Consider the following 20,458-nt stretch of genomic DNA (forward strand, 5'->3'; position numbering starts at 1 on the left):
GTTCTCCGGAGTGTCAGTCGACGTCGACCCAGTCCAACGTCCTGGTCACGGCCTTCTTCCACCGTTCGTACCCGGACGCGCGCTGCTCGTCGGACCACTGGGGCTGCCAGCGCTTCGACTCGTTCCAGTTGGTGCGCAGCTCGTCGGTGTTCTTCCAGAACCCGACGGCGAGGCCTGCCGCGTACGCCGCGCCCAGGGCCGTGGTCTCCGCAACCACGGGCCTGCTCACCGGGACGCCGAGCACGTCGGCCTGGATTTGCATGCACAGCTCGTTGGCGGTGACGCCGCCATCGACCTTGAGCACCTCCAGCACGACGCCCGAGTCCTTCTCCATCGCCTCGGCGACGTCACGGCTCTGGTAGCAGATGGCCTCGAGCGTGGCCCTCGCCAGGTGCGCGTTGGTGTTGTAGCGCGAGAGCCCGACGATCGCCCCGCGGGCGTCGGAGCGCCAGTACGGGGCGAACAGCCCGGAGAACGCGGGCACGAAGTACACGCCGCCGTTGTCCTCCACCTGCCGGGCGAGCGACTCGCTCTCCGAGGCGCCGGAGATGATGCCCAGCTGGTCACGCAGCCACTGCACCGCCGACCCGGTGACGGCGATCGAGCCCTCCAGGGCGTAGACCGGCCGGTCGTCGTTGAACTGGTAGCAGACAGTGGTGAGCAGCCCGGCCTTCGAGCGCACCAGCTCGGTGCCCGTGTTGAGCAGCATGAAGTTGCCGGTGCCGTAGGTGTTCTTCGCCTCACCGGGCGCGAAGCACACCTGGCCGACCGTGGCGGCTTGCTGGTCACCGAGGTCGCCGGTGATCATTATTTCGCCGCTCAACGGCCCCTTCAGCAGCGTGGTGCCGTAGCACTCCGGGCACGAGCTCGGCTTGATCTCGGGCAACATCGACCGTGGGATGCCGAAGAAGCCGAGCAGCTCGTCGTCCCAGTCGAGCGTCTCGAGGTTCATCAGCATCGTGCGGCTGGCGTTCGTCGGGTCGGTGACGTGCACACCGCCGTCCTTGCCGCCCGTGAGGTTCCACAGCACCCACGTGTCGGTGTTGCCGAAGATCGCGTTGCCGCTCTCGGCGGCCTCCCGGGCGCCGTCGACGTTCTCCAGGATCCACTGGATCTTTCCGCCCGAGAAGTACGTGGCGGGCGGGAGGCCCGCCTTCTGCCGGATGACGTCGCCCTTGCCCTCGCGTTCGAGGGCGGAGGCGATGCGGTCGGTGCGGGTGTCCTGCCAGACGATCGCGTTGTAGAGCGGGCGCCCGGTCCGCTTGTCCCACACAACGGTGGTCTCGCGCTGGTTGGTGATGCCCAACGCCACGAGGTCCGATGCGCTGAGCCCGGTCTTGACGAGCGCGGTCTGCAGCACCGATGACGTGCGCCCCCAGATCTCGACGGGGTTGTGTTCCACCCAGCCCGCCTGCGGAAGGATCTGTTCGTGCTCCAGTTGGTGGCGGCCCACCTCGTTGCCGGAGTGGTCGAAGATCATGAATCGGGTGCTCGTGGTGCCTTGGTCGATGGCACCGACGAAGTCGGCCATTGGGTTTCTCCTTAGCGGGGCACGTCGCGGCCCACGGGGGTGGGCACTGTCTCGTCGGCGGGGATGTAGCGGGCGACGGTGAACTGGAACAGCGCAGCGCCGATGAGACCGCCGACGATCGGCCCGACGATCGGCACCCAGAAGTAGGGCGTTCCGTACTGGTCGAGGAACGCCGTTTCGTAGCCCGTGATGAACGAGGCGAGTCGCGGTCCGAAGTCACGGGCCGGGTTGATCGCGTAGCCGGCGTTGGCGCCCCATGCCATTCCGATCCCGACCACGAGCAGGCCGATGACCACCGGCGTCAGGTTGGACAGCGGCGGGTTGTTGCGGGCGTTGATGAGCGCGAACACGACGAACACCAGGATCGCGGTGCCTGTGATCTGGTCGAAGAAGGCGGTCGTGACACTTACGCCCGCGACGCCGTTGCCGGGCAGCGTCGAGAAGATCCCCTGCGACTTGATCGTGTGCTGCGGGTCGAACATGTTGATGAGGTCGGCGTAGACGAACCGGACGATGAGCGCTGCCACGAACGCGCCCGCCGTCTGCGCGAGCACGTACGGGGCCACCTTCCGCCACGGGAAGCCCTGGAACGCCGCCAGCGCGATCGTCACCGCAGGGTTGATGTGCCCGCCGCTGATCCGGCCGGAGACGTATATGCCCAGGATCACGCCGATGCCCCAGGCCCAGGCGATGGAGTCGTGGTTGCCCACGTTCCCCGGGGGGACCGAGGTTACGACCTGTGCCACCACGCCGACGCCGAACAGGATGAGGATCATGGTGCCAAAGAATTCGGCTACCAGTTCCCCGAAATACGAGTTCCTCGCCATCGAGTCCTCCCGTTTCGGAACACGCCGTTCCGCGGCGCGTCCAGCGGACGCTATGAAGGGTCGGACCACGGGTCAACGCCGGGCGTTCGACATTGTCGAACCACCGATTGGGTGAAGGTCACATTCGGGCCTCCGCGAGTCGTAGAGTCGGGGCCGTGCCGGGCTCCATCCAGTCGATCGAGCGGGCAGCGGCGATCCTGCGGCTGCTCGGCAGCGCGGACCGGCCACTCGGGCTGGCGGAGCTGGCGGCCGCGCTGGACCTGCCCCGGCCGACGGCCCACGGCATCGTCCGGACGCTGCGTGAGGTCGGTTTCGTCGACCAGGACCTCGCGACCGCGCGCTACCGGCTCGGGACGGACCTGCGCGAGCTGGGCAGCGGGGGCTGGGACCGCCACGACCTGCGCGGACACGCCATGAACTGGGCCGACTCGCTCGCCGGGAGCACGGGGCTCGCCGTGCATCTCGGTGTGGTCGCGGGGCGGTCGGTGCGGCTCATTCACCATGTGTTCCGGCCCGACGGCAGCCCCCAGAACATCCGCACCGGGGAGGAACAGCCGCTGCACGCCACCGCGCTCGGCAAGTGCCTGTTGGCCTTCGCCCCCGTCGCGACACCTCCAGCTCGCGACCTGGATCTGCAGCGCTGGACCGGCCGCACGTGCGTCACGGTGGCGGCAGTGGAGGCACAGCTCGCGCTCGCACGGCGGCGCGGCTGGGCGAGCGAGACGGGCGAGTACGAGGCGAGCGCCGGCGGGGCCGCCGCACCGCTGCGCGCGAGCGGCGGGATCGTGGTGGGCGCGCTGGGCGTCGTCGGGCCGATCGAGGAGCTCTACGGCCTGGGTGGCGAGCTGCGCCCGTTGCTGGCCGAGCAGCTCGTCGGCGCGGCCCGGGAGATCTCCGCCGACCTGGTGGTAGGGCCATGAGGGAGCGGGTCGTCGCGGCCATCGACCAGGGCACCACATCCACGCGGTGCCTGCTGTTCAACCGCTCCGGGCGCATGATCGCCGTCGCGCAGCGCGAGCACCGCCAGCACTACCCGCGCCCCGGCCTCGTCGAGCACGACGCGGCAGAGATCTGGCGCAACGTCACCCGGGTGGTGCCGGCGGCCCTGCGCAGCGCGGGCCTCACCCCGGACGACATCGTCGCGCTCGGCATCGCCAACCAGCGCGAGACGACCGTCATCTGGAACCGGCACACCGGCATCCCGCTGGCACCCGCGATCACCTGGCAGGACACCCGCACCGACGGCATCGTCGCCCGGCTGGCCGATGACGGGCACGCGCCGCTGATCAAGGACATCTGCGGCCTTCCTCCCGCCACCTACTTCGCCGGTCCGCGGCTGCGCTGGCTGCTCGACCACGTGCCCGGCGCGCGCGAGGGCGCCGAGGCCGGGGACGTCCTGTTCGGCACGATGGAGAGCTGGCTGATCTGGCGGCTGACCGGTGGTCCCGACGGCGGCAGGCACGTCACCGACGTCACGAACGCCAGCCGCACGATGCTGATGGACGTCCGCTCGCTCGAGTGGTCGGAGAAGCTGCTCGACGTGCTGCGGGTGCCGCGCCGGATGCTGCCCGAGATCCGGCCCAACGCCGAGGTCTACGGCATCTGCACGTCCGTGCTGCCGGGCGTGCCGGTGGCGGGAGCGCTCGGCGACCAGCAGGCCGCGCTCGTCGGCCAGGTGTGCTTCGCACCCGGCGAGGCCAAGTGCACCTACGGCACGGGCGCGTTCCTGCTGATGAACACGGGTCACGTGCTCGCGGAGTCGACGCACGGCCTCATCCCGACCGTCGGCTACGTGCTGGGCTCCACTCCGGTGTACGCGCTGGAGGGCGCCATCGCGATGACCGGCTCGCTCGTGCAGTGGTTCCGCGACTCGCTGGGGATGATCCACACCGCCGCCCAGATCGAGACGCTCGCGAGCACCGTCGCGGACAACGGTGGCTGCTACATCGTCCCCGCGTTCTCCGGGCTGTACTCCCCGCGCTGGCACCCGGACGCCCGCGGCGTCATGGTCGGACTGACGTCGTTCATCAACCGCGGCCACCTCGCCCGCGCGGTGCTGGAGGCCACGGGCTGGCAGACGCGCGAGGTCGTCGACGCGATGAACGCCGACTCCGGCGTGCCCGTCACCCGGCTGAAGGTCGACGGCGGCATGACGGCAAACCACCTCCTCATGCAGTTCATCGCCGACGTGCTCGACGTGCCGGTGGAACGGCCGCTCGGCTCCGAGGCCGTCTCACTCGGCGCGGCATACGCGGCAGGCCTCGCGGTGGGGTACTGGCCGGACCTGGAGGTCCTGCGGGCGAACTGGCACCGGGCGGCGGCGTGGGAACCGGCGATGGACGACGCCCTGCGGCGGCGGGAGCGGGAGAACTGGGGCCGAGCGGTGAACCGCAGCTACGGGTGGGTGCAGACGCCGGCGGGGGACGGGTGAAGTCCCAGCGCCGCCCGTCGGCTCGCTGCCCGTCCGGGCTCTCGAAGTCCGCACCCGCAGGCGTGACGACGAGCCGGGCGGTCGCCGCGCGGAGATCGTGCCGGGCGCGCAGGAACGGGCTGCCGCGGCGGTGTAGTTGGGCTGAGCCGTTGCCCGCGACGCCGTCGGGCGTGGTGGACCTGTCCCTCCCGGGCTACGCCGCGCTCTGCGCCGCGGCGGGCGGCCATCCCGCGGAGCCGCTCGTGCAGCCCGCTGACGGCGGTGGTGGCCACGTCGGTCCGCGGGAGCATCGGCGGCCACGAAGGGGTGCTGCACAGCGGCAACCCGCCCGGATCCCGTCGGACCCGTAGGCCATCCCCACTGCCACCCGTCGCCCCCCACGTGACATCGAGGCGATCATGCTATCCGGGGGGCTCCCCGGCGCGCGCCCGTTTCGCCGAACCGTGATCCGTGATCGACTCGAGCGTCGACGGGCTGAAGGGCGGTCAGGCCGCCCGGGACGTGGACCACACGTCGCCGGCGCGCAGCGCCTCGCCGAGCGCCGCGATGTCCGGCACGACGAGCCGCGCGCCGTGCAGCTCGCCCGGCTCGGCGTAGCCCCACGCCACGCCGATCGTCGGGACGCCGTGCTCGGCCGCGCCGTCGACGTCGTGGTGGCGGTCGCCGACCATCACCACTGGTTGCCGGGCGGGGTCGACGCGCAGCCGCTCCAGCACCGACTCCACGACGGCCGCCTTGCCCACGCGCCCGGCCACGTGGTCGGCGCCCCCGACGAGCTCCAGGTGCCCGGCGAGCCCGACCCCGGCCACGATCTTGCGGGCCATCTGCTCCGGCTTCGAGGTGGCGACCGCCAGCCGCAGCCCGGCTTCGCGCAGCTGTTCGAGCAGTGCGGGGATGCCGGGGTAGACGGGTGTGACCTCGGCGGCCACGACGTCGTACGACGAGCGGTAGGCGACGATCGCTGCGGCCGTCTGGTCGGGGGTGAGCCCGAGCTCCGGCAGTGCCGTCTCGAACGGCGGGCCGACCAGCTTGCGGAGCCGGTCGGCCGCGGGCACCGCGAAGCCCACCTCGGCCAGCGCTGCCGTGAGGTGCTCGACGATCGTGGTGGCCGAGTCGACGAGGGTGCCGTCGAGGTCGAGCAGGACGGTTCGCACTGATCGCATACTACGGCGGCGGGTCCCCGGTGGCCCCGGGCGGTGCGGTGCGGTACGTCTTCATGGTGCACGACTGGGGGTGGCGGGCTGTCGTCCGCAAGATGGTGGTCCGGGCCGCGATGCTCGTCGAGACCGTGGTGCAGGCCGGGGTACTGCTCGCCCTGCGGGTCCGCGGGCGGCATCTGCCGATGGTCGTGCCGTTCATCGGGCACGGCACCACGCGCCGGGTCCGGGTCGGCGGGCGGGTGGTGCTCGGCAGGCCGGCGGCAGCTGCGCCTGCGGCCGGGGTGCCGGATGCGCCCGCGACGCCCGCGACGCGCAGGGCCGTGCTGCGGGCGAGCGTGGCGCGCTTTCTCACCGTCGAGGTGCCGGGCGCGGTCGTGGCGATCAGTTGGCCGGGCGGCTCGGCCCAGGTCCGCGCGGACCGCGACGGCTACGTCGACGCGGTGCTGGAGGTCGACGCCCTCGACCCGGGCTGGCACGAGTTCGAGATGAGCCTCCGCGACGGCTCCGCCGTCTCGGCGCAGGTGCTGGTCGTGGATCCGGACGTGCGGATCGGGCTGGTCAGCGACGTCGACGACACGATCCTCGAGACGGGCCTGAGCCGTGGGATCGAGTTCATCCGCGCCACGCTCCTCACCCCCGTCCGCGACCGGGCTCCGCTGCCGGGGGCTGCCGCGCTCTACCGGGCGCTGGTCTGCCCGCCCAACCAGCCCCGGCGCCCGGTCTTCTACGTGTCGACCAGCCCCTGGAACCTGCACGAGATGCTGCTGGAGTTCATCGCGCTGCGCCGGTTCCCGCTCGGGCCGCTGCTGCTGACCGACTGGGGGCCCTCCCGCAGCGGGCTCTTCCGGATCGGGGCCCAGGAGCACAAGGTCGGGCTGGTGGAGCGGACCCTCCAGGAGCACCCGCGGCTGGGGTTGGTGCTCGTCGGCGACAGCGGACAGCTCGACCCGGAGATCTACGCGACGCTGGCCCGCCGCCACCCCGACCGCATCCGCGCGGTCTACATCCGCCGCACGCGCCACGCGTTGCCCGGCAGGCTCACGGAGGTCGACGCCCTGGCGGCGGCGGTCACCGCGGAGGGGGTGCCGATGCTCGCGGTGGACAACAGCCTGCAGATCGCCACCCACGCGGCGGCCGTCGGCCTGCTCGACGCCTCCGCGCTCACCGAGGTCCAGGCCGACTGACGGCTGGTCAGCCCCGCGCCGCCGTTCTGATCTTCACGAGGTCGAAGACGCGCGTCCGGCCCGGCTTCGTGGCCGCGCAGGTCAGCGGGCGGCCCGCCGGCACCGTGCGCTCGCGCAGCATGACGGAGCATTCGGGCTCGGCAAGCTCGATCTGCCAGCCCACGACGTCTCCCGGCTGCTCCTCGCGGGCGCTGTGGACCAGGCGCAGGGCGTCGACGCCGAGGGCTCCGGTAGCGGCGCGGGCGTGGTGCTGCGCGGCCTGCACGGCAGGCGGGAGGGCGGAACGGCCGCGGACGTACCGCGGTTCGATCACACCCTCGCGGTAGGCGTCCGCGACGGCGGGAGCCCGGGCCGCCGGGACCCTGCCGAGGACGTAGCCGTGAGGGAGCAGCACGACGGCCGGGGCGAACCGGCAGCCGCCGACGTGGCTCGTCTCCCACGTGGCCGCCGGGTCCGCGCCGGCCAGCGCGGCGGCGACCGGGCGGCCGCGGACCGCGCAGCAGGTGTCGTGGCCGCCGTGTGTGCAGACGAGGAACAGTGGCCCGCCGTACGGCTCTCCCGGCGCGTGGACGGCCGTGACCAGCTCAGACTCGTCCGCGAACGTGCCGGTGCTGACCGACTCGTGGCCGGGGCGGGAGTCGACGCGGAACCAGCGCCGCGTCCCGCTCGCGTCCGCCCGGCCGGGCCTGCGCACCAGCACGACCCGCCCGTTCGCGGCGGACGCCCACGTCCCGAGCGCCGCGACGGCAGCGCGGTCGATTCCGGACTGGGTCAGCGGCACCCGGCCCCAGGGCCCCGGGTGCTCGACCGCAAACCAGCGGTCGGCGGGGGGTGCCGTGCCTTCCAGGGGATCGCCCGCCGCCTCGGCGACGAACGAGCAGCGGGGCCAGGTGGGCGGGGCCGTCACGAGCTCGCGGCCGGCACCAGCACACCCTCCCGCAGCAAGCGGCGCACCAGCACGAGCTGGTCGGCCTCGTCCATGCCGGGGAGGCTACCCACGGCGCATGGGGTTCCGCTGAGCAGCGTGCGGAGCGCCTCACCGGTCGCGGCGGGGAGCGTGATGCTCCGGTCGGGGAGGTCGACCACCAGCTGCCCGTCGCGCTCGGCGGACCGGTGCCGCAGGCCGGTGCGGCGGCGCACGGTGTCGCCCGCGGCGAGGCCGTCGGCGAACGCCGCCGCGGCCACCGGCCCCACCGGCTCGGGACGGGTGCCCGACCAGACCCGGCCGCGGACGCGACGGGCGACGTCCTCGGCGCTCACCCGCTCGAGCGCGGCTGCGAGCGCCGCGCGGACTGCGTCGAGGTGCGGGGCGAGCTGATCGGGGTCGGCCACGTCGACGCCCAGCGGGAGAGACGTGCGCAGCTCCTCGTCCCCGGCCACGAGCGCGGTGAGCGCCTCCACCAGCGCGAACCTGGTCACGACGTGCACCCCGACCGTTAGGTGCGCCGACACCTCGCCCAGCGCCGTGGCGGCGTGCAGCCAGCCGCGGGGGAGGTACATGACGTCCCCCGGCTCCAGCACGGTGTCGACGGCGGGTTCGTCGTCGCGGGCGCGGGCGGCGACGGCTCCGGCGTGGTCGTTCCACGGCTGGGTGCGGAGCGGGTCGGGGTGCACGGGTGCGTGCACGGTCCAGTGCTTGCGGCCGGCGAGCTGCAGCACGAACACGTCGTGCACGTCGTAATGCGCGGAGAACCCGCGCGACGACGGCGGGGTGACGTAGGCGTTGGCCTGCACCGGGTGCCCCAGCTCGGCGGCGAGGAGCGTGCAGAAGTCGATCACCGGAGGCCACGTGCGGTGCAGGGCCTGCAGCACCACTGTGGTGCCGTCGGCGAAGAGGGCGGCGACCCGGTCGTCGCGCACCTGGTCGGCGATCTCCGCGCCTACCCCGCCCGGTCCGGTGAACGACGCCGAGTCCACCACCGCCCCGTTCCGCGCGAGCCGCACGAACGGGGTGCGCAGCCCTCGGCGCGAGAGCAGCTCGTCAACGCCGTCGAGGTCGAGCAGGTCGCGGAAACCGCCCGGGTCGGCGCCGCGGACGAGCAGCGGTTCCCGGCCCCAGTGCAGGTCGGCGAACCCGTCGGCCGCGGCGCCGATGGCCCGGGCGAGAGCGGTGGTGGAGCCCAATGCAGCGGCGGTGCGCTCAGCCGGCACCGCTGTCCGCGCCTCCGTCGGCTCCGCCGTCGTGCACACCCGGCCGCCCGCCCGCGCCGGCGTCGGCCGGGCCCCTGGCCCCGGAGTCGGCGGCGCCCCCGTCTGCGCCGGCGTCCGCACCCCCGTCGGCGCCCCCGTCGGCACCTCCGTCGGCACCTCCGTCAGCCCCGCCGTCCTTCGCGCCCGGCGTGCCGCCCGCGCCTGCGTCCGCCGGACCCGCCGCTCCGGAGTCGGCGCCGCCGTCGGCGCCGCCGTCCGAGGCCCCGCTGCCAGGCGTGGTGGTCATGTCGTCGTCGTCGAGTGCCATGGCTCCTCCTGCGTTCGTGTCACCTGGCGGTGACGGCCCGGGACTACCCGTTTGGGGCCGGGGTAGACCCCCGAAGTGGGATACGGCACGGAACCGATCAAGGGACGGAGCCGTAGGGTAAAGCGTAGGTAATGGATCCTGGGCGGGATCCCGATGTGCGGAGGTGGACATGCTGGAGATCAGCGGGCTCACGTGGGCGTTGACGATCGGGCTGGTCGTCGCGCTGCTCGCGATCGATCTCCTGCTCGCGGCGGTGCGGCCGCACCGGGTGGGCTTCCGGGAGGCCTCGGCCTGGTCGATCTTCTACATCGCGGTGGCCGTGCTGTTCGGCCTGTGGTTCGCCATGAACTACGGCTGGGATTTCGGCACGCAGTACTTCGCCGGCTACATCGTCGAGAAGAGCTTGTCGGTCGACAACCTCTTCGTCTTCGTGATCATCATGACGACGTTCGCGGTACCCGAGGAGCACCAGCACAAGGTGCTGACGTTCGGCATCGTGCTGGCGCTCGTGATGCGAGGGATCTTCATCGCGCTCGGTGCCACGCTGCTGTCGCTGTTCTCGTTCATGTTCCTGATCTTCGGCCTGCTGCTGATCTACACGGCCGTGCAGATGTTCCGGCACCGCGACGAGGACCCGGACGTCGAGGACAACGCCGTCGTCCGCAGCGCGCGCCGCCTCCTCCCGATCACCGAGGACTACGTCGGCGGGCGGATCGTCACGCGTGTGGACGGCAGGCGCATGGTCACGCCGCTGTTCGTCGTGCTGATCGCGATCGGGAGCATCGACCTGCTCTTCGCGCTCGACTCGATCCCCGCGGTGTTCGGCGTGACGTCCGAGGCCTACATCGTGTTCGTGGCCAACGCGTTCGCGCTGCTCGGCCTGCGGGCGCTGTTCTTCCTGGTCAAGGGCCTGCTGGACCGGCTGGTGTACCTCTCCACCGGGCTGTCGGTGATCCTCGGGTTCATCGGGCTCAAGCTGATCCTGCACTGGGCGCACGTCGACATCAGCCCGGGCGTCCCCGAGATCTCCACGCCGGTGAGCCTCGTCGTGATCGTGGCGATCCTCGTTGTCGTGACGGTCGCGAGCCTCGTCAAGACCCGCCACGACCCGACGGCGAAGGCCCACGCCGGCTCACTGCGGGCCCGGAAGCAGACGACGGAGCAGGAGCGCAGCTAGTGCCCCGCGCCGCAAGTCCACCACATATCTCGACGACCCAGCTCCCCGCTGGGCGCACCGGCGCACGGCCCGAGTACGCCCGGTACGAGGACCGCGCCCCGGCACACCCAGCGGAAACCTGGATCCGCCGATATACGCACCGGACTTCCGGCGCGGGACACGAGCCGCGCGCAGCTAGCCGCGCGGCATCCCGGTGCCGCCCACCGGGAGGAGCTCGATCAGGTCGGGCGGGGCGGCGAGCAGGTCCATCACGTCCTCGATGCCGATCTGGCCGAGCTCGCCGCCCAGCGCCGCTATCGACGCGGCCTCGTCCGACCACATCTCGGTGATCCAGACGACGTCGGCCTCGTCCACGGAGCGGTTGATCAGGTACATCTCGCAGGCAGGCGACTTGGCCATGTTCTCGGCGACCCGCAGCAGGGTGTCGGCGAGAGCGGTGCCCCGGCCCGGCAGCGCTTCCATCCGCACGTACCGGCCGATGCGGCGGGACTCCTGCTCGGCAACCATTCGCAGACCGTAGCGGCGCGGACCGTGGTTGCCCGGTGCGGGTTGCCCTTGACCAATTAGTGCAACGGCTGCCTTCCGGTGCCGCAGGCCCGCGCGGCTCTCGACGCCCGCCGCGACGAGTTGGCCCGCCGCGCCGAGGAGGCCGGTGCCGCACTCGCCGCAGCGGCGCGGGAGGTGCCGTGGCTGCTGCTCGTGGAGCTGGAGTTCGAAATCGCCCGGTTGAGCGCCGAGTGCGAGTGGGTGCCGGGCTCGTCGCCGACATCGGCGCCGGACGGCTCACGTGGCCTGACGACGTCCGCGACCTGCCGGGGGTGCCCCCGATGACGTGACCCGCAGCGGTCCGGGCGGCGACGCGGCCACGTCCCCGCCCGGACCGGAACCGCTTCGGCGACGGACTCCGCGCACGTCCACAGCTCGGAACTGCGTGCACGAGCCTAACCGTGGGGTCCGTTCGCGTCCTGCTCATCGCACGGGAGGAACAACCATGTCCGTATCCACCGACCGAACCCCGATCGACACCGTCCTCGCGGACCTCGCCACCGCCTGGGACGCCGGCGACGCCTCCGCGTACGCCGCCCTGTTCACCCGCGACGCCATCTACGTCGTCTTCGACGGCACCGTCCCTGCGCGGCGCGGAGGCGATCGAGAACGTCCACCGCTGGCTCTTCGAAGGCCCGTTGCGGAACTCGCGTCTGGGCGGGGCGAACTCGAGCCCGCCCGCCGAGGTCCGTTTTCTCCGGCCTGACGTAGCGGTCGCACTCGTCGCCGGCGGGGTCCGGCCCGAGGGCGCGACCGATCTGGCGCCGGAGCGGGAGTCGGTGGTGTCCCTGGTGCTCGCCGACACCGCCGAGGGCTGGCGGATCGCCGCGTTCCAGAACACCCGCGTGCAGGAGCGCGGGCGATGAGGCTGCTGTTCGAGGCGACGGCCCGGGTGCGCGCCGGCGCCGGCGAGGTGCGGGCCCTCATCGACGGGGAGTGGGTGCTCGACGCGCTTCGGCCCGGAGGCGCCCGGTCACTCGGATTCGGCGGGGGCGTACGTGGATTTCAAAACAGGATGAATCTGCGCATGATTGCTCCATTCGGTACCGCCCGATGAGGTTGCCTGCTGGTTGAGCAGCTTGCGGTCTGCGTGCTGTGAAGCGCAACTGCAGACTTGCGTTCCTGAAGTCGGGGATGAACTGTCGTGTCCGTTTCTGGGGTTCCGTGCATCTAGGCATGATTCGCCAGGTAACGCAAACTCTTATTTGCCGCACAGGATTTCCATAGACAGCCGTGGCAACTTCGTTCCGGTGACTCGCACGTGGCTGTGAGTTGCGGATCGGACCTCGCTCCCCGAGGTGCGAAACGTAAGGAAAGGGACAACATGGGTAAGTTCAGCTTGACCCCGCAGAAGGCTTGCAAGGAAGCACCGAAGCCGGCGCGCGACACGGACGACGATAAGGACACCCGTCCGGTGAGGTGGAACCACAAGCGCACCAGCAGCGACTCGGACAAGAAGAAGTCGAGCTGCGGCTGCGGCTGAGCTTTCTTGACTGCACGACGGCCCCACCCGCCACGCGCGCGGGTGGGGCCGTCGTGCCGGAGGTTTCTCTATGACCGCTATGTCGGCCGATGCCACGTCTGCTGGCGCGGTGTCCGAGACCGAGCCCGCGGACCGGGATGCTGACGGGGGTGCAACGTCGCTGGTCGAGCCAACCCCCCGGCTCAAGGTTCGGACCATCTTCCGCCGGTTCTGGCCCGAGACCCGCCCGTTCCGGGGGCGCATGGGGCTGAGCCTGCTGTTGGCCGCGGTCGGGCCGGCCCTGGCGACGGTCAGCATCTGGCTGTTCAAGATCCTTGTCGACGACGTGTTGACCCCGCACGATTACCGGCTGTTCCCCCTGGTGGCCGCCGCGTACCTGGGGATCACCCTGCTCGAGGGGCTGGTGAACTTCACCGACCAGTACATGTCGGCGTGGGTGGGCGAGCGATTTGTGCTGAATCTACGGGTTCGGCTCTTCGCGCACATGCAGCGGTTGTCTCCGGGGTACTTCGAGAACAACCAGCTCGGGGACCTCATGTCGCGCCTCACCGGTGACGTCGGTTCGATCGAGTCGCTGGTCCTGACCGGCGTGAACGTGGGTCTGACCTACGCGGTACAGATCGGCTTCTTCACCATCGCCATGTTCTATCTGAACTGGCAGCTGGCGTTGGCCGCGTTCGTCGCCGCGCCGGGTTTCCTGCTGCTGGCGCGGGTGTTCTCCCGGCGCATCAAGGACGCCTCCCGGGAACGGCGGCGCCGTTCGGGTTCGATCAGCGCGGTCGCCGAGGAGACCTTGGGCAACGTCGCGCTGGTCCAGGCCTACGACCGTCAAGACCATGAGGTGCACCGGTTCCGCGAGGAGAACCTGGGCAGCTTTCGGGCCCAAATGACCGCCACCAGGCTCGAAGCGCTGTTCTCCCCGTTCAGCAGCCTGCTCGAGACAATCGGTGTGTTGCTGGTCGTGGGCATCGCGGTGTGGGAACTGGCCAACAACAGGATCACCCTCGGTGGGCTGTTGGTCTTCGTTGCCTACCTGACCCAGCTGTACGGGCCGATCAGCGGCTTCGGCAATCTGTGGAACTCGATCTACTCCGCGAGCGCTAGCGCCGAGCGAATCATCGAGGTCTTCGACGAGCAGCCCGGCGTCGTTCAGCCCGAGAACCCCCGCGCGTTGACGCGCGCCGCCGGAGACCTCCGTTTCCACGACGTCGAGTTCAGCTACGAGGGAACCGGCAAGACGGTGCTGCGGGGGATCAGCTACCGGGTCCCGCCCGGTGCCAAGGTGGCGATCGTCGGCTCGAGCGGCGCGGGCAAGACCACGCTGACCAAGCTGATACTGCGATTCTACGATCCTGCTAACGGCCGGATCACCCTGGATGGGCGCGACCTGCGCGACCTGTCGCTGAGCGATGTGCGGCGCAACGTCACCGCGGTCTTGCAGGAAACCCTTGTGTTCGATGGCACCGTCGCGGACAACATCCGCTACGGCAAACCGGACGCCACCGAGCAGGACATCACCGAAGCCGCGATCGCCGCGGACGCGCACGAGTTCATTACCGCGCTGCCCGAGGGCTACGACACCCGGATCGGGCAACGCGGCCGAATGCTCTCGGGCGGCCAACGCCAACGCCTCGCCATCGCCCGAGCAATGATCCGCAACTCCCCGGTGCTGCTGCTCGACGAACCGACCACCGGTCTGGACGCCGAGTCGACGCAGCGGGTCCTCGAGCCGATGCGCAGGCTGATGAGCGGCCGAACAACGATCATCATCTCGCACAACCTGCTCACCGTCACCGACGCCGACCAGATCCTGTTCCTCGACGAAGGCGTGATCACCGGCGCAGGCACCCACCAGCAACTCCTCGGCTGGCACCCTGGCTACACGCGGCTCTACCACCTGCACCACCCCGACCACTCGGGGCAAGACGCGGCCGCGACCGCCGCGATCACGCCGCCGCGCCGTGCGCCGCTCGGCTCCCCGGCGAACCTGCCCACCATCAGGGTTCCTGCCGTCCGGCCGTATGGGGCCGCCCCGGACAGCGTGTTGGCGACGACACGGTTTGCCAAGGTCCTCCCGGTCCGGCCCGTCAAAACCCTCGGCCGGGCCGATCCGCCTCCTTCCCCGCGACCCCGCAGGGGCGGCGCGTCAGGTCCCGACCCGACTCCGACCACCAGCAGGCTTCCCGCCGTGAGCCCAGCAAGCCAAGATGCCGGGGCCCGGTCGGCCGGCCGCCACCACGCCACGGCATACAACACCCCGCAGCCTCCAACGTCAGCGCGTCACCGGTTGCCCATACCGGAGCCGCGACCACGTCCCCGCGGCCGAGAGATGCCGAAGTAGGCAGCGGAAGGGTTCTGTCGCCTGGCCCGGCGGAGAGGCATGAACCCCCCGCTCGCCGCGGAGGCGTCGCGTGACGCGATTTCTCGGTCGGTCAGCGGCGCAGCGGTGGGCGGCGGGCCCAGGTGGCCCAGCGCCAGAGCCACTCCAGCGAGCCCTGCACGTGGCGGCGCAGCCACAGGGTGGAGAACGTCCACTGGGCGGCGAGGACGACCCCGACGATGGTGAGCACGACCGTCGTGACCACCGCTCCGGATGGCCGAGGACCGCCACCACTAGCAGGACTGCGACGGTGGCGCCCAGGTAGTTGGTCAGCGCCATCCGTCCCAGCGGCGCGAACGCGGCGACCAGCACCGGCCCGCAGCGGCGTGCAGAGCAGGATCAGCAGGGCGCACATGTAGATCCCGGCGATCAGCAGGCCGGCCACCCCGGGCGCGTGCGTCGCCGCAGGGTCGTCCGCGTCGCTGCCCACCGCCACCTGCCACCACACCGCGGGCGCCGCCAGGACCGCGAACGCCACGCCGAGCAGGGCCGGGGCCGGCACCGGCCGCCACCACGCCTCGGCACCGAACATCCCGCAGCCCACCGCGGCGCCCGGGGCCGTGCCGCGCACTCGGCGACATCGCACGCCACCGGCTGCCCCGGTCGCAGCCGATACCGCGTCCCGCAACCCGGAGATGCCGAAGTAGGCAGCCGTCTGACTCGACGCAGGCGACGGTTCGCTGCCGCGGCGTCACCCGGAATGCGCCGCCGGCCCTCGGCCGTCCGCACACTCGGGAATACGCATATCGTCGGCGATCTAACAAACAGAGCAAACCGGACAGATATTGAGAGAACCGACAAAATATTGAGAACAATCGGACAAATGTTAAGAACGACGGAACGCTGACTGTGTCGAAGAGCACAACAGGACGGTACAAGTCTGGACAGGCCGCCAGGTATCGCGTATTCATCACATACTGTATGCAGCCGACGTAGTACACGTCTTGCCGCGGCAAGGGTTCCGACGCTGGGACCGGCTGCCCTGACACTTCCATCGTGGCCTCGCCACTCACCCCCGAATGAAACACATGTGATGAATTAGTGCGCACTGCGCGAGCCCCCAAGATGGACCGGACGGGGGCGCTGGCCGAGTTCTTTAGAACGAAGGAGTTCGACATGACAACGTCAGAAGTAGGTAGCTCCACCTCCGTCAAGGAGGTGACGGACCCCAATGGTCGGATGTACCGGATCGGTGAGACGGACCGGGACATCTTGGGGCGGCCACGCTGGACCATGGTGCTCTTTCCATGGATCGCGATGATGGGCATCAGCTCCGCGGAGTACGCCTTCACCTCTGCCGAGGACACCTTGTCCGAGGCCCATCTGTGGAACAGCGGCCATATCTTCTGGCTGATGGGCGTCTGGATCTTCTTCCAGGCGGCAGTCGCCTTCCCGGCCGGACAGCTTCGGGAGAGCGGGCGACTCCCAGCACGGCACGCCATGATGCTGGGCGCGCTGGGCACCTTCCTCGGCTACCTCTCGCTCGCTTTCGCGCCGAATGTGATCGTGGCGTACCTCGGCTTCGGCGTCTGTAGCGGCATCGGCGCCGGTTTGGTATATGCGACGTCCGTCAACATGGTCGGCAAGTGGTATCCGGAGCGCAAGGGCGGGAAGACGGGCCTGGTGAACGGCGGTTTCGCCTATGGCTCGGTGCCCTTCATCTTCCTCTTCAACTCGTACATGGATCTGAGCAACTTCCAGGGCGTCCTGGTCCTCGTCGCAGTGGTGTGCTGTCTTGCGGTCGGGATCTCCGGCTGGTTCTTCAAGGATCCGCCCAAGAACTGGTGGCCAGCCGGGGTCGATCCCCTCAAGGCATCGGATGACCCGCGGATCCAGCGGGCGCTGAAGAAGAACCCGCCGGCGGTGCGCCAGTACACGCCGCGCGAGGCAGCTCGCACGCCGGTGCTGTGGATGATGTGGTTCTGCCTGCTCTGCACGGCCGGGATCAACATCTTCGGCATCGCATTCCAGGTGCCCTTCGGCAACGAGATGGGCTTCGCGGGCGGCATCGTGGCTACGGCGATGTCACTCAAGGCCATCGTCAACGGTACCGGTCGAGGCGTGATCGGCTGGATCTCGGACCGGTACGGGCGGCGGAACACGCTGATCATCGTGTGCATCGTGCTGGGCTCCGCCCAGTTCGGAGTGCTCATCTCCGGTTCCATGCACAACATGCCGTTCTTCCTGCTGTGCTCGATGATCTCAGGATTCGGCGGTGGGGCGATCTTCCCGCTGTTCGCCACGATGACCGCCGACTACTTCGGCGAGAACAACAACGCGTCGAACTACGGCATCGTCTACAGCTCGAAGCTGGTGTCCGGTCTGCTCGGATCGGGGATGGGCGCGGTCGTGGTCGGCGCTTGGGGCTACCAGGGCGCGTTCGTGCTGGCCGGCTCGATCGGTCTGGCGTCGGCGGTGCTGGCGCTGTTCCTGCGCCAGCCGGGACGATCGCAGCCCCGGCCCATCACCGAGCCCAACGCCCAGTCGGTCGCAGAGGCGGTCTGAGCGGGGGTGTCGCTGCTCCCGGCCTCCGCCGATCGACGTTTCACGATCGATATCCGGGTCGCTCGGGACTGAGGCTCGACCCACCGACTTCGTGATCTTCGGTCGCGTCCGGGCGGGCAACGGGGCCCCGGTAGCGGGAGCAGTCCTTCCACAGGCCTCTCTCCACCGGGGTTCCGTTGCTGTTGCATCAAGCCGTTGCCGAGACGGGTTTGCTGCGCTCGGAGCGGCGAGGTCATGTCCGGCCCACTGCTCTGGGTTACTCCAAGCCGAGGCCGCCCGCGCTCGGGCGCGCGAGCCTGGGCTCCGGCGTCCCGCTGGTCGTGGTGAGCAAGGTGGATGCCTGCCTCGAATCGGAGGTGCCATTCTTCTTCCTCGACCTACTCCGGCGCATCACGAAACGCCGCTGACCGTCCGAGGGCCGTTCGGCGTGTCAGCTTGCCGTCAAGCATGCGCCGACTCGGCGTGCCTATTACGCGCGCGGTCGGGATCAGTCCGCGAGCACGTCCGGGAAGCCGAACATGACGACCAGCGCCGGATCGTGGAACTCGATCACGCGGGAGACACCGGTGGCGGTTGGGGCCAGCACCACGATGCCGTGTGCCCGGAGCGCGCCGTCCGTGTCCCGGTGGTACACGACGGCGGCGGGCTGGCCGTTGGCTGTAGTAGCGATCATCTGCCAGTCGCCCGGCGCGCCCAGCACGTACGCGTCGAGCATGTGGATGCACTTCACCCGGCCCGCCTGCCATTCGCGGAATGGCGTCGCCTCCAGCGTGGCGTCCGTGCGCAGCACTTGTTCCAGCAGTCCGGCGTCGGAGCGCTCGAAGGCTGCGATGTAGCCGTCAAGCAGCGCACGCGCCCGCTGGTCGGTCGGTTCGAGCAATTCCTCGGGCTCTGGCTCCAGTTCGTCCAGCCGGGCCCGGGCGCGCTGCAGACCGCTCTTCACCGCCGCCGTAGTGGTGTCGAGGATCTGTGCGGTTTCGGCCGCGGAGAACGCCAGCACCTCGCGCAGGATGAGGATCGCGCGCTGGCGGGCGGGCAGGTGCTGCAGGCTCGCGATGAGCGCCAGCCGTAGCGACTCGCGCGCGACCACCGCCGCGGCCGGATCGTCGGCAGCCGGGGCGGTCCATCGGTCCGGCAACGGTTCCAGCCACGAGACCTCGCCCGGCGCAACGTGACTCGGCGGGCGATCGGGTCCGTCGTAAGGACCTGTCAGGCCCGAGGGCAGCACGCGGATCCGGCGCGGCTCCAACGCAGTCAGGCACACGTTGGTAGCGATCTTGTAGAGCCAGGACCGAATCGACGCACGGCCCTCGAAGCCGGCGTAAGAACGCCATGCCCGAAGGTACGTTTCCTGCACCAGGTCCTCGGCGTCATGCGCCGAGCCGACCATGCGGTAACAGTGCGCCAACAGCTCCCGGCGGAACCGCTCGGTCTCGGCAGCGAACCGGTCCTGGTTCGCCGCCTCCCGCAAGGGCGCCGTCATGCCGCGAGCTTAGGCCGGGGCCAGTCAGCCAGACGCGCTTTGGCATCCCAGTCGTCCATCGACAGGCGGTTGTCTCGCGGCGTCCGCTCGTGGTCCGCCGGAACCGTCAACCATCGCCAGTACAGTTCCACTACCGCCGCGGATTGCTTGCTTGCCATGCGCTGCTCCTTGTCCGGAACGGTCCCGCCGGTCGGGACCGTCGCCCATTACGACCGGGACGCCGTTGCGAAGGAATCGAAACCCAGGTCAGCGGGCGTCCGGGCGGTGGCCGGGTGGTCAGGGCCGCAGGGCCAGTTTGCCGACGGTCGCCCTGGCTTCCAGTTCCGCGAGGGCCTTCGGGCCGTCGGCCAAGTCGTAGGCGGTGGGGCGAGCGGGCGTGAGGACACCGGCGGCGATGAGGGCGGACAGCTCACCCATGAGCTCGCCGAAGATCTGGGGTGCGGCCTGGATCAGCACGCCGATGTTGAGGCCGATGATGTGGACCTGGTGCTTGTACACCAACTCCCAGTTGGTGATCGCGGCTTTACCGCCTGCCACGCCGTAGACGACGACCCGGCCCGTGACCGGCTTGGCCGCGGCCAGGCCGGCGTTGAAGGTGGCACCACCCGCCGACTCCAGCACCAGATCGGCGCCGGCACCACCGGTCAGCCGCAGCACCTCGGCGGCGAGGTCGCCATCGAGGGAGTCCAGGACGTGGTCGGCACCGAGTGCCAGCACTGTCTCGTGCTTACTCGGCGAGGCGGTGGCGATGACCGTCGCGCCGTAGTGCTTGGCCATGGTCACCGCGGCCTGGCCGGTCGCGCCTGCGGCGGCGTGGACCAGCACGGTCTCCCCGGTGGCGATGTGGCCCAGGGGCTTGAGCGCGGCAAGTGCGGTGGGCCAGTTCACGACCAGGCCCAGCGCCTGCTCGGCTGTCCAGCCAGCCGGCACCGGTATCGCCGCGGCCGCGGTCAGGACCATGTACTCGGCGAAAGCCCCGTATCCGACGCCGATGACGCGAGTCCCCGGTCGTGGACCGGTCACCGCCTCGCCCACCGCTACGACCTCGCCGGCGGCCTCGAAACCCGCCAGATACGGTGGCTGCGGGCCGCCCAGGAACGTGCCGTAGGCCTTCGAGATGTCGGCGAAGTTGACACCGGCGGCGGTGACCCGGATCAGGACCTCGCCCTGGCCAGGGCTCGGCACCGGCGCGTCGGTGATCAAACGTATGTCCTGCGGACCCTTCAGCGAGGTCTGCTGCAGGGCGCGCATGGTGGCGGGAATGCTCACGGCAATCAGCGCTCTTTTCTCGGC

At 70.4% G+C, this 20,458-nt stretch carries 21 protein-coding genes; 10 read left to right on the plus strand and 11 right to left on the minus strand.

Annotated elements, in window-relative coordinates; translation table 11 throughout:
• Window positions 1-13: 13 nt before the first annotated feature.
• Both glpK (ABD143_RS34985) and ABD143_RS34990 read right to left on the minus strand, forming a co-directional pair.
• The gene (gene glpK / locus ABD143_RS34985) at window positions 14-1,531 is read right to left on the minus strand and encodes a glycerol kinase GlpK (protein WP_343986977.1); all 1,518 of its coding nucleotides are present in this window, start codon (window positions 1,529-1,531) and stop codon (window positions 14-16) included.
• Window positions 1,532-1,542: 11 nt separating this feature from the next.
• Window positions 1,543-2,358 (minus strand): MIP/aquaporin family protein, encoded by an 816-nt coding sequence (locus ABD143_RS34990; protein ID WP_343986980.1) that lies wholly within the window; start codon window positions 2,356-2,358, stop codon window positions 1,543-1,545.
• 155 nt (window positions 2,359-2,513) lie between these two features.
• On the opposite strand from ABD143_RS34990, the gene ABD143_RS34995 reads away from it, so the two are divergent.
• Window positions 2,514-3,278, plus strand: coding sequence for an IclR family transcriptional regulator (locus tag ABD143_RS34995; protein WP_343986983.1), 765 nt, complete (start codon window positions 2,514-2,516; stop codon window positions 3,276-3,278).
• On the plus strand, window positions 3,275-4,789 hold the full coding sequence (glpK, locus tag ABD143_RS35000; RefSeq protein ID WP_343986986.1) for a glycerol kinase GlpK: 1,515 nt from the start codon (window positions 3,275-3,277) through the stop codon (window positions 4,787-4,789). The genes ABD143_RS34995 and glpK (ABD143_RS35000) overlap by 4 nt, the downstream gene beginning before the upstream one ends.
• Window positions 4,790-5,274: 485 nt before the next feature.
• On the opposite strand, the gene ABD143_RS35005 is transcribed toward glpK (ABD143_RS35000), so the two are convergent.
• On the minus strand, window positions 5,275-5,943 hold the full coding sequence (locus ABD143_RS35005) for an HAD hydrolase-like protein (RefSeq protein WP_343986989.1): 669 nt from the start codon (window positions 5,941-5,943) through the stop codon (window positions 5,275-5,277).
• Window positions 5,944-5,972: 29 nt separating this feature from the next.
• Here ABD143_RS35005 and ABD143_RS35010 point away from each other — a divergent pair, with 29 nt between their 5' ends.
• Window positions 5,973-7,133 (plus strand): App1 family protein phosphatidate phosphatase, encoded by a 1,161-nt coding sequence (locus tag ABD143_RS35010; RefSeq protein ID WP_343986992.1) that lies wholly within the window; start codon window positions 5,973-5,975, stop codon window positions 7,131-7,133.
• Between the two features lie 7 nt (window positions 7,134-7,140).
• Here ABD143_RS35010 and ABD143_RS35015 read toward each other — a convergent pair whose 3' ends face one another.
• From ABD143_RS35015 to ABD143_RS35025, 3 genes are read right to left on the minus strand one after another with little or no spacing between them, the layout of a single operon-like run.
• Complete coding sequence (locus ABD143_RS35015) at window positions 7,141-8,040, minus strand: sucrase ferredoxin (protein ID WP_343986995.1); 900 nt, start codon at window positions 8,038-8,040, stop codon at window positions 7,141-7,143.
• Window positions 8,037-9,284: a cupin domain-containing protein gene (locus ABD143_RS35020; protein ID WP_343986998.1), complete on the minus strand. Its 1,248-nt coding sequence runs from the start codon at window positions 9,282-9,284 to the stop codon at window positions 8,037-8,039. Before ABD143_RS35020 ends, ABD143_RS35015 begins: the two co-directional genes overlap by 4 nt.
• A complete protein-coding gene (locus ABD143_RS35025) occupies window positions 9,274-9,591 on the minus strand; it encodes a hypothetical protein (protein ID WP_343987001.1) in 318 nt (105 codons plus the stop codon). The genes ABD143_RS35020 and ABD143_RS35025 overlap by 11 nt, the downstream gene beginning before the upstream one ends.
• Window positions 9,592-9,760: 169 nt before the next feature.
• On the opposite strand from ABD143_RS35025, the gene ABD143_RS35030 reads away from it, so the two are divergent.
• Window positions 9,761-10,768 (plus strand): TerC/Alx family metal homeostasis membrane protein, encoded by a 1,008-nt coding sequence (locus ABD143_RS35030; RefSeq protein ID WP_343987004.1) that lies wholly within the window; start codon window positions 9,761-9,763, stop codon window positions 10,766-10,768.
• Window positions 10,769-10,942: 174 nt separating this feature from the next.
• Here the strand turns inward: ABD143_RS35030 and ABD143_RS35035 are convergent, their stop codons facing one another.
• The gene (locus ABD143_RS35035; protein ID WP_343987007.1) at window positions 10,943-11,275 is read right to left on the minus strand and encodes a putative quinol monooxygenase; all 333 of its coding nucleotides are present in this window, start codon (window positions 11,273-11,275) and stop codon (window positions 10,943-10,945) included.
• A gap of 78 nt (window positions 11,276-11,353) precedes the next feature.
• Between ABD143_RS35035 and ABD143_RS35040 the strand changes: the two genes are divergently transcribed.
• The 5 genes from ABD143_RS35040 (at window position 11,354) to ABD143_RS35060 (ending at window position 15,138) form a co-directional block, all read left to right on the plus strand.
• Window positions 11,354-11,599 carry a hypothetical protein gene (locus ABD143_RS35040; protein WP_343987009.1) on the plus strand — a complete coding sequence of 82 codons (246 nt, stop codon included), beginning with the start codon at window positions 11,354-11,356 and terminating at the stop codon, window positions 11,597-11,599.
• 353 nt (window positions 11,600-11,952) lie between these two features.
• Window positions 11,953-12,180 carry an SgcJ/EcaC family oxidoreductase gene (locus ABD143_RS35045; RefSeq protein ID WP_343987012.1) on the plus strand — a complete coding sequence of 76 codons (228 nt, stop codon included), beginning with the start codon at window positions 11,953-11,955 and terminating at the stop codon, window positions 12,178-12,180.
• Window positions 12,177-12,371, plus strand: a complete 195-nt coding sequence (locus tag ABD143_RS35050; protein WP_343987014.1) for a hypothetical protein — start codon at window positions 12,177-12,179, stop codon at window positions 12,369-12,371. The genes ABD143_RS35045 and ABD143_RS35050 overlap by 4 nt, the downstream gene beginning before the upstream one ends.
• Window positions 12,372-12,638: 267 nt before the next feature.
• Window positions 12,639-12,797, plus strand: coding sequence for a hypothetical protein (locus tag ABD143_RS35055; RefSeq protein WP_343987016.1), 159 nt, complete (start codon window positions 12,639-12,641; stop codon window positions 12,795-12,797).
• A gap of 109 nt (window positions 12,798-12,906) precedes the next feature.
• Window positions 12,907-15,138: an ABC transporter ATP-binding protein gene (locus tag ABD143_RS35060; RefSeq protein WP_343987018.1), complete on the plus strand. Its 2,232-nt coding sequence runs from the start codon at window positions 12,907-12,909 to the stop codon at window positions 15,136-15,138.
• Between the two features lie 91 nt (window positions 15,139-15,229).
• Here ABD143_RS35060 and ABD143_RS38415 read toward each other — a convergent pair whose 3' ends face one another.
• A complete protein-coding gene (locus ABD143_RS38415; protein ID WP_379659951.1) occupies window positions 15,230-15,382 on the minus strand; it encodes a DUF418 domain-containing protein in 153 nt (50 codons plus the stop codon).
• A 953-nt stretch (window positions 15,383-16,335) separates the two neighbouring features.
• On the opposite strand from ABD143_RS38415, the gene ABD143_RS35070 reads away from it, so the two are divergent.
• Window positions 16,336-17,682, plus strand: a complete 1,347-nt coding sequence (locus tag ABD143_RS35070; protein WP_343987023.1) for an OFA family MFS transporter — start codon at window positions 16,336-16,338, stop codon at window positions 17,680-17,682.
• 487 nt (window positions 17,683-18,169) lie between these two features.
• On the opposite strand, the gene ABD143_RS35075 is transcribed toward ABD143_RS35070, so the two are convergent.
• The 3 genes from ABD143_RS35075 to ABD143_RS35085 form a co-directional block, all read right to left on the minus strand.
• Window positions 18,170-19,165 carry an RNA polymerase subunit sigma-70 gene (locus ABD143_RS35075; RefSeq protein ID WP_343987027.1) on the minus strand — a complete coding sequence of 332 codons (996 nt, stop codon included), beginning with the start codon at window positions 19,163-19,165 and terminating at the stop codon, window positions 18,170-18,172.
• Entirely contained in the window at window positions 19,162-19,323 is a 162-nt protein-coding gene (locus tag ABD143_RS35080) for a hypothetical protein (RefSeq protein ID WP_343987031.1), read from the minus strand. Before ABD143_RS35080 ends, ABD143_RS35075 begins: the two co-directional genes overlap by 4 nt.
• Before the next feature lie 118 nt (window positions 19,324-19,441).
• Complete coding sequence (locus tag ABD143_RS35085; RefSeq protein WP_343987033.1) at window positions 19,442-20,434, minus strand: NADPH:quinone oxidoreductase family protein; 993 nt, start codon at window positions 20,432-20,434, stop codon at window positions 19,442-19,444.
• Between the last annotated feature and the right edge of the window lie 24 nt (window positions 20,435-20,458).

It is taken from the genome of Pseudonocardia aurantiaca, assembly GCF_039526725.1.
Taxonomy (GTDB): Bacteria; Actinomycetota; Actinomycetes; order Mycobacteriales; family Pseudonocardiaceae; genus Pseudonocardia; species Pseudonocardia aurantiaca.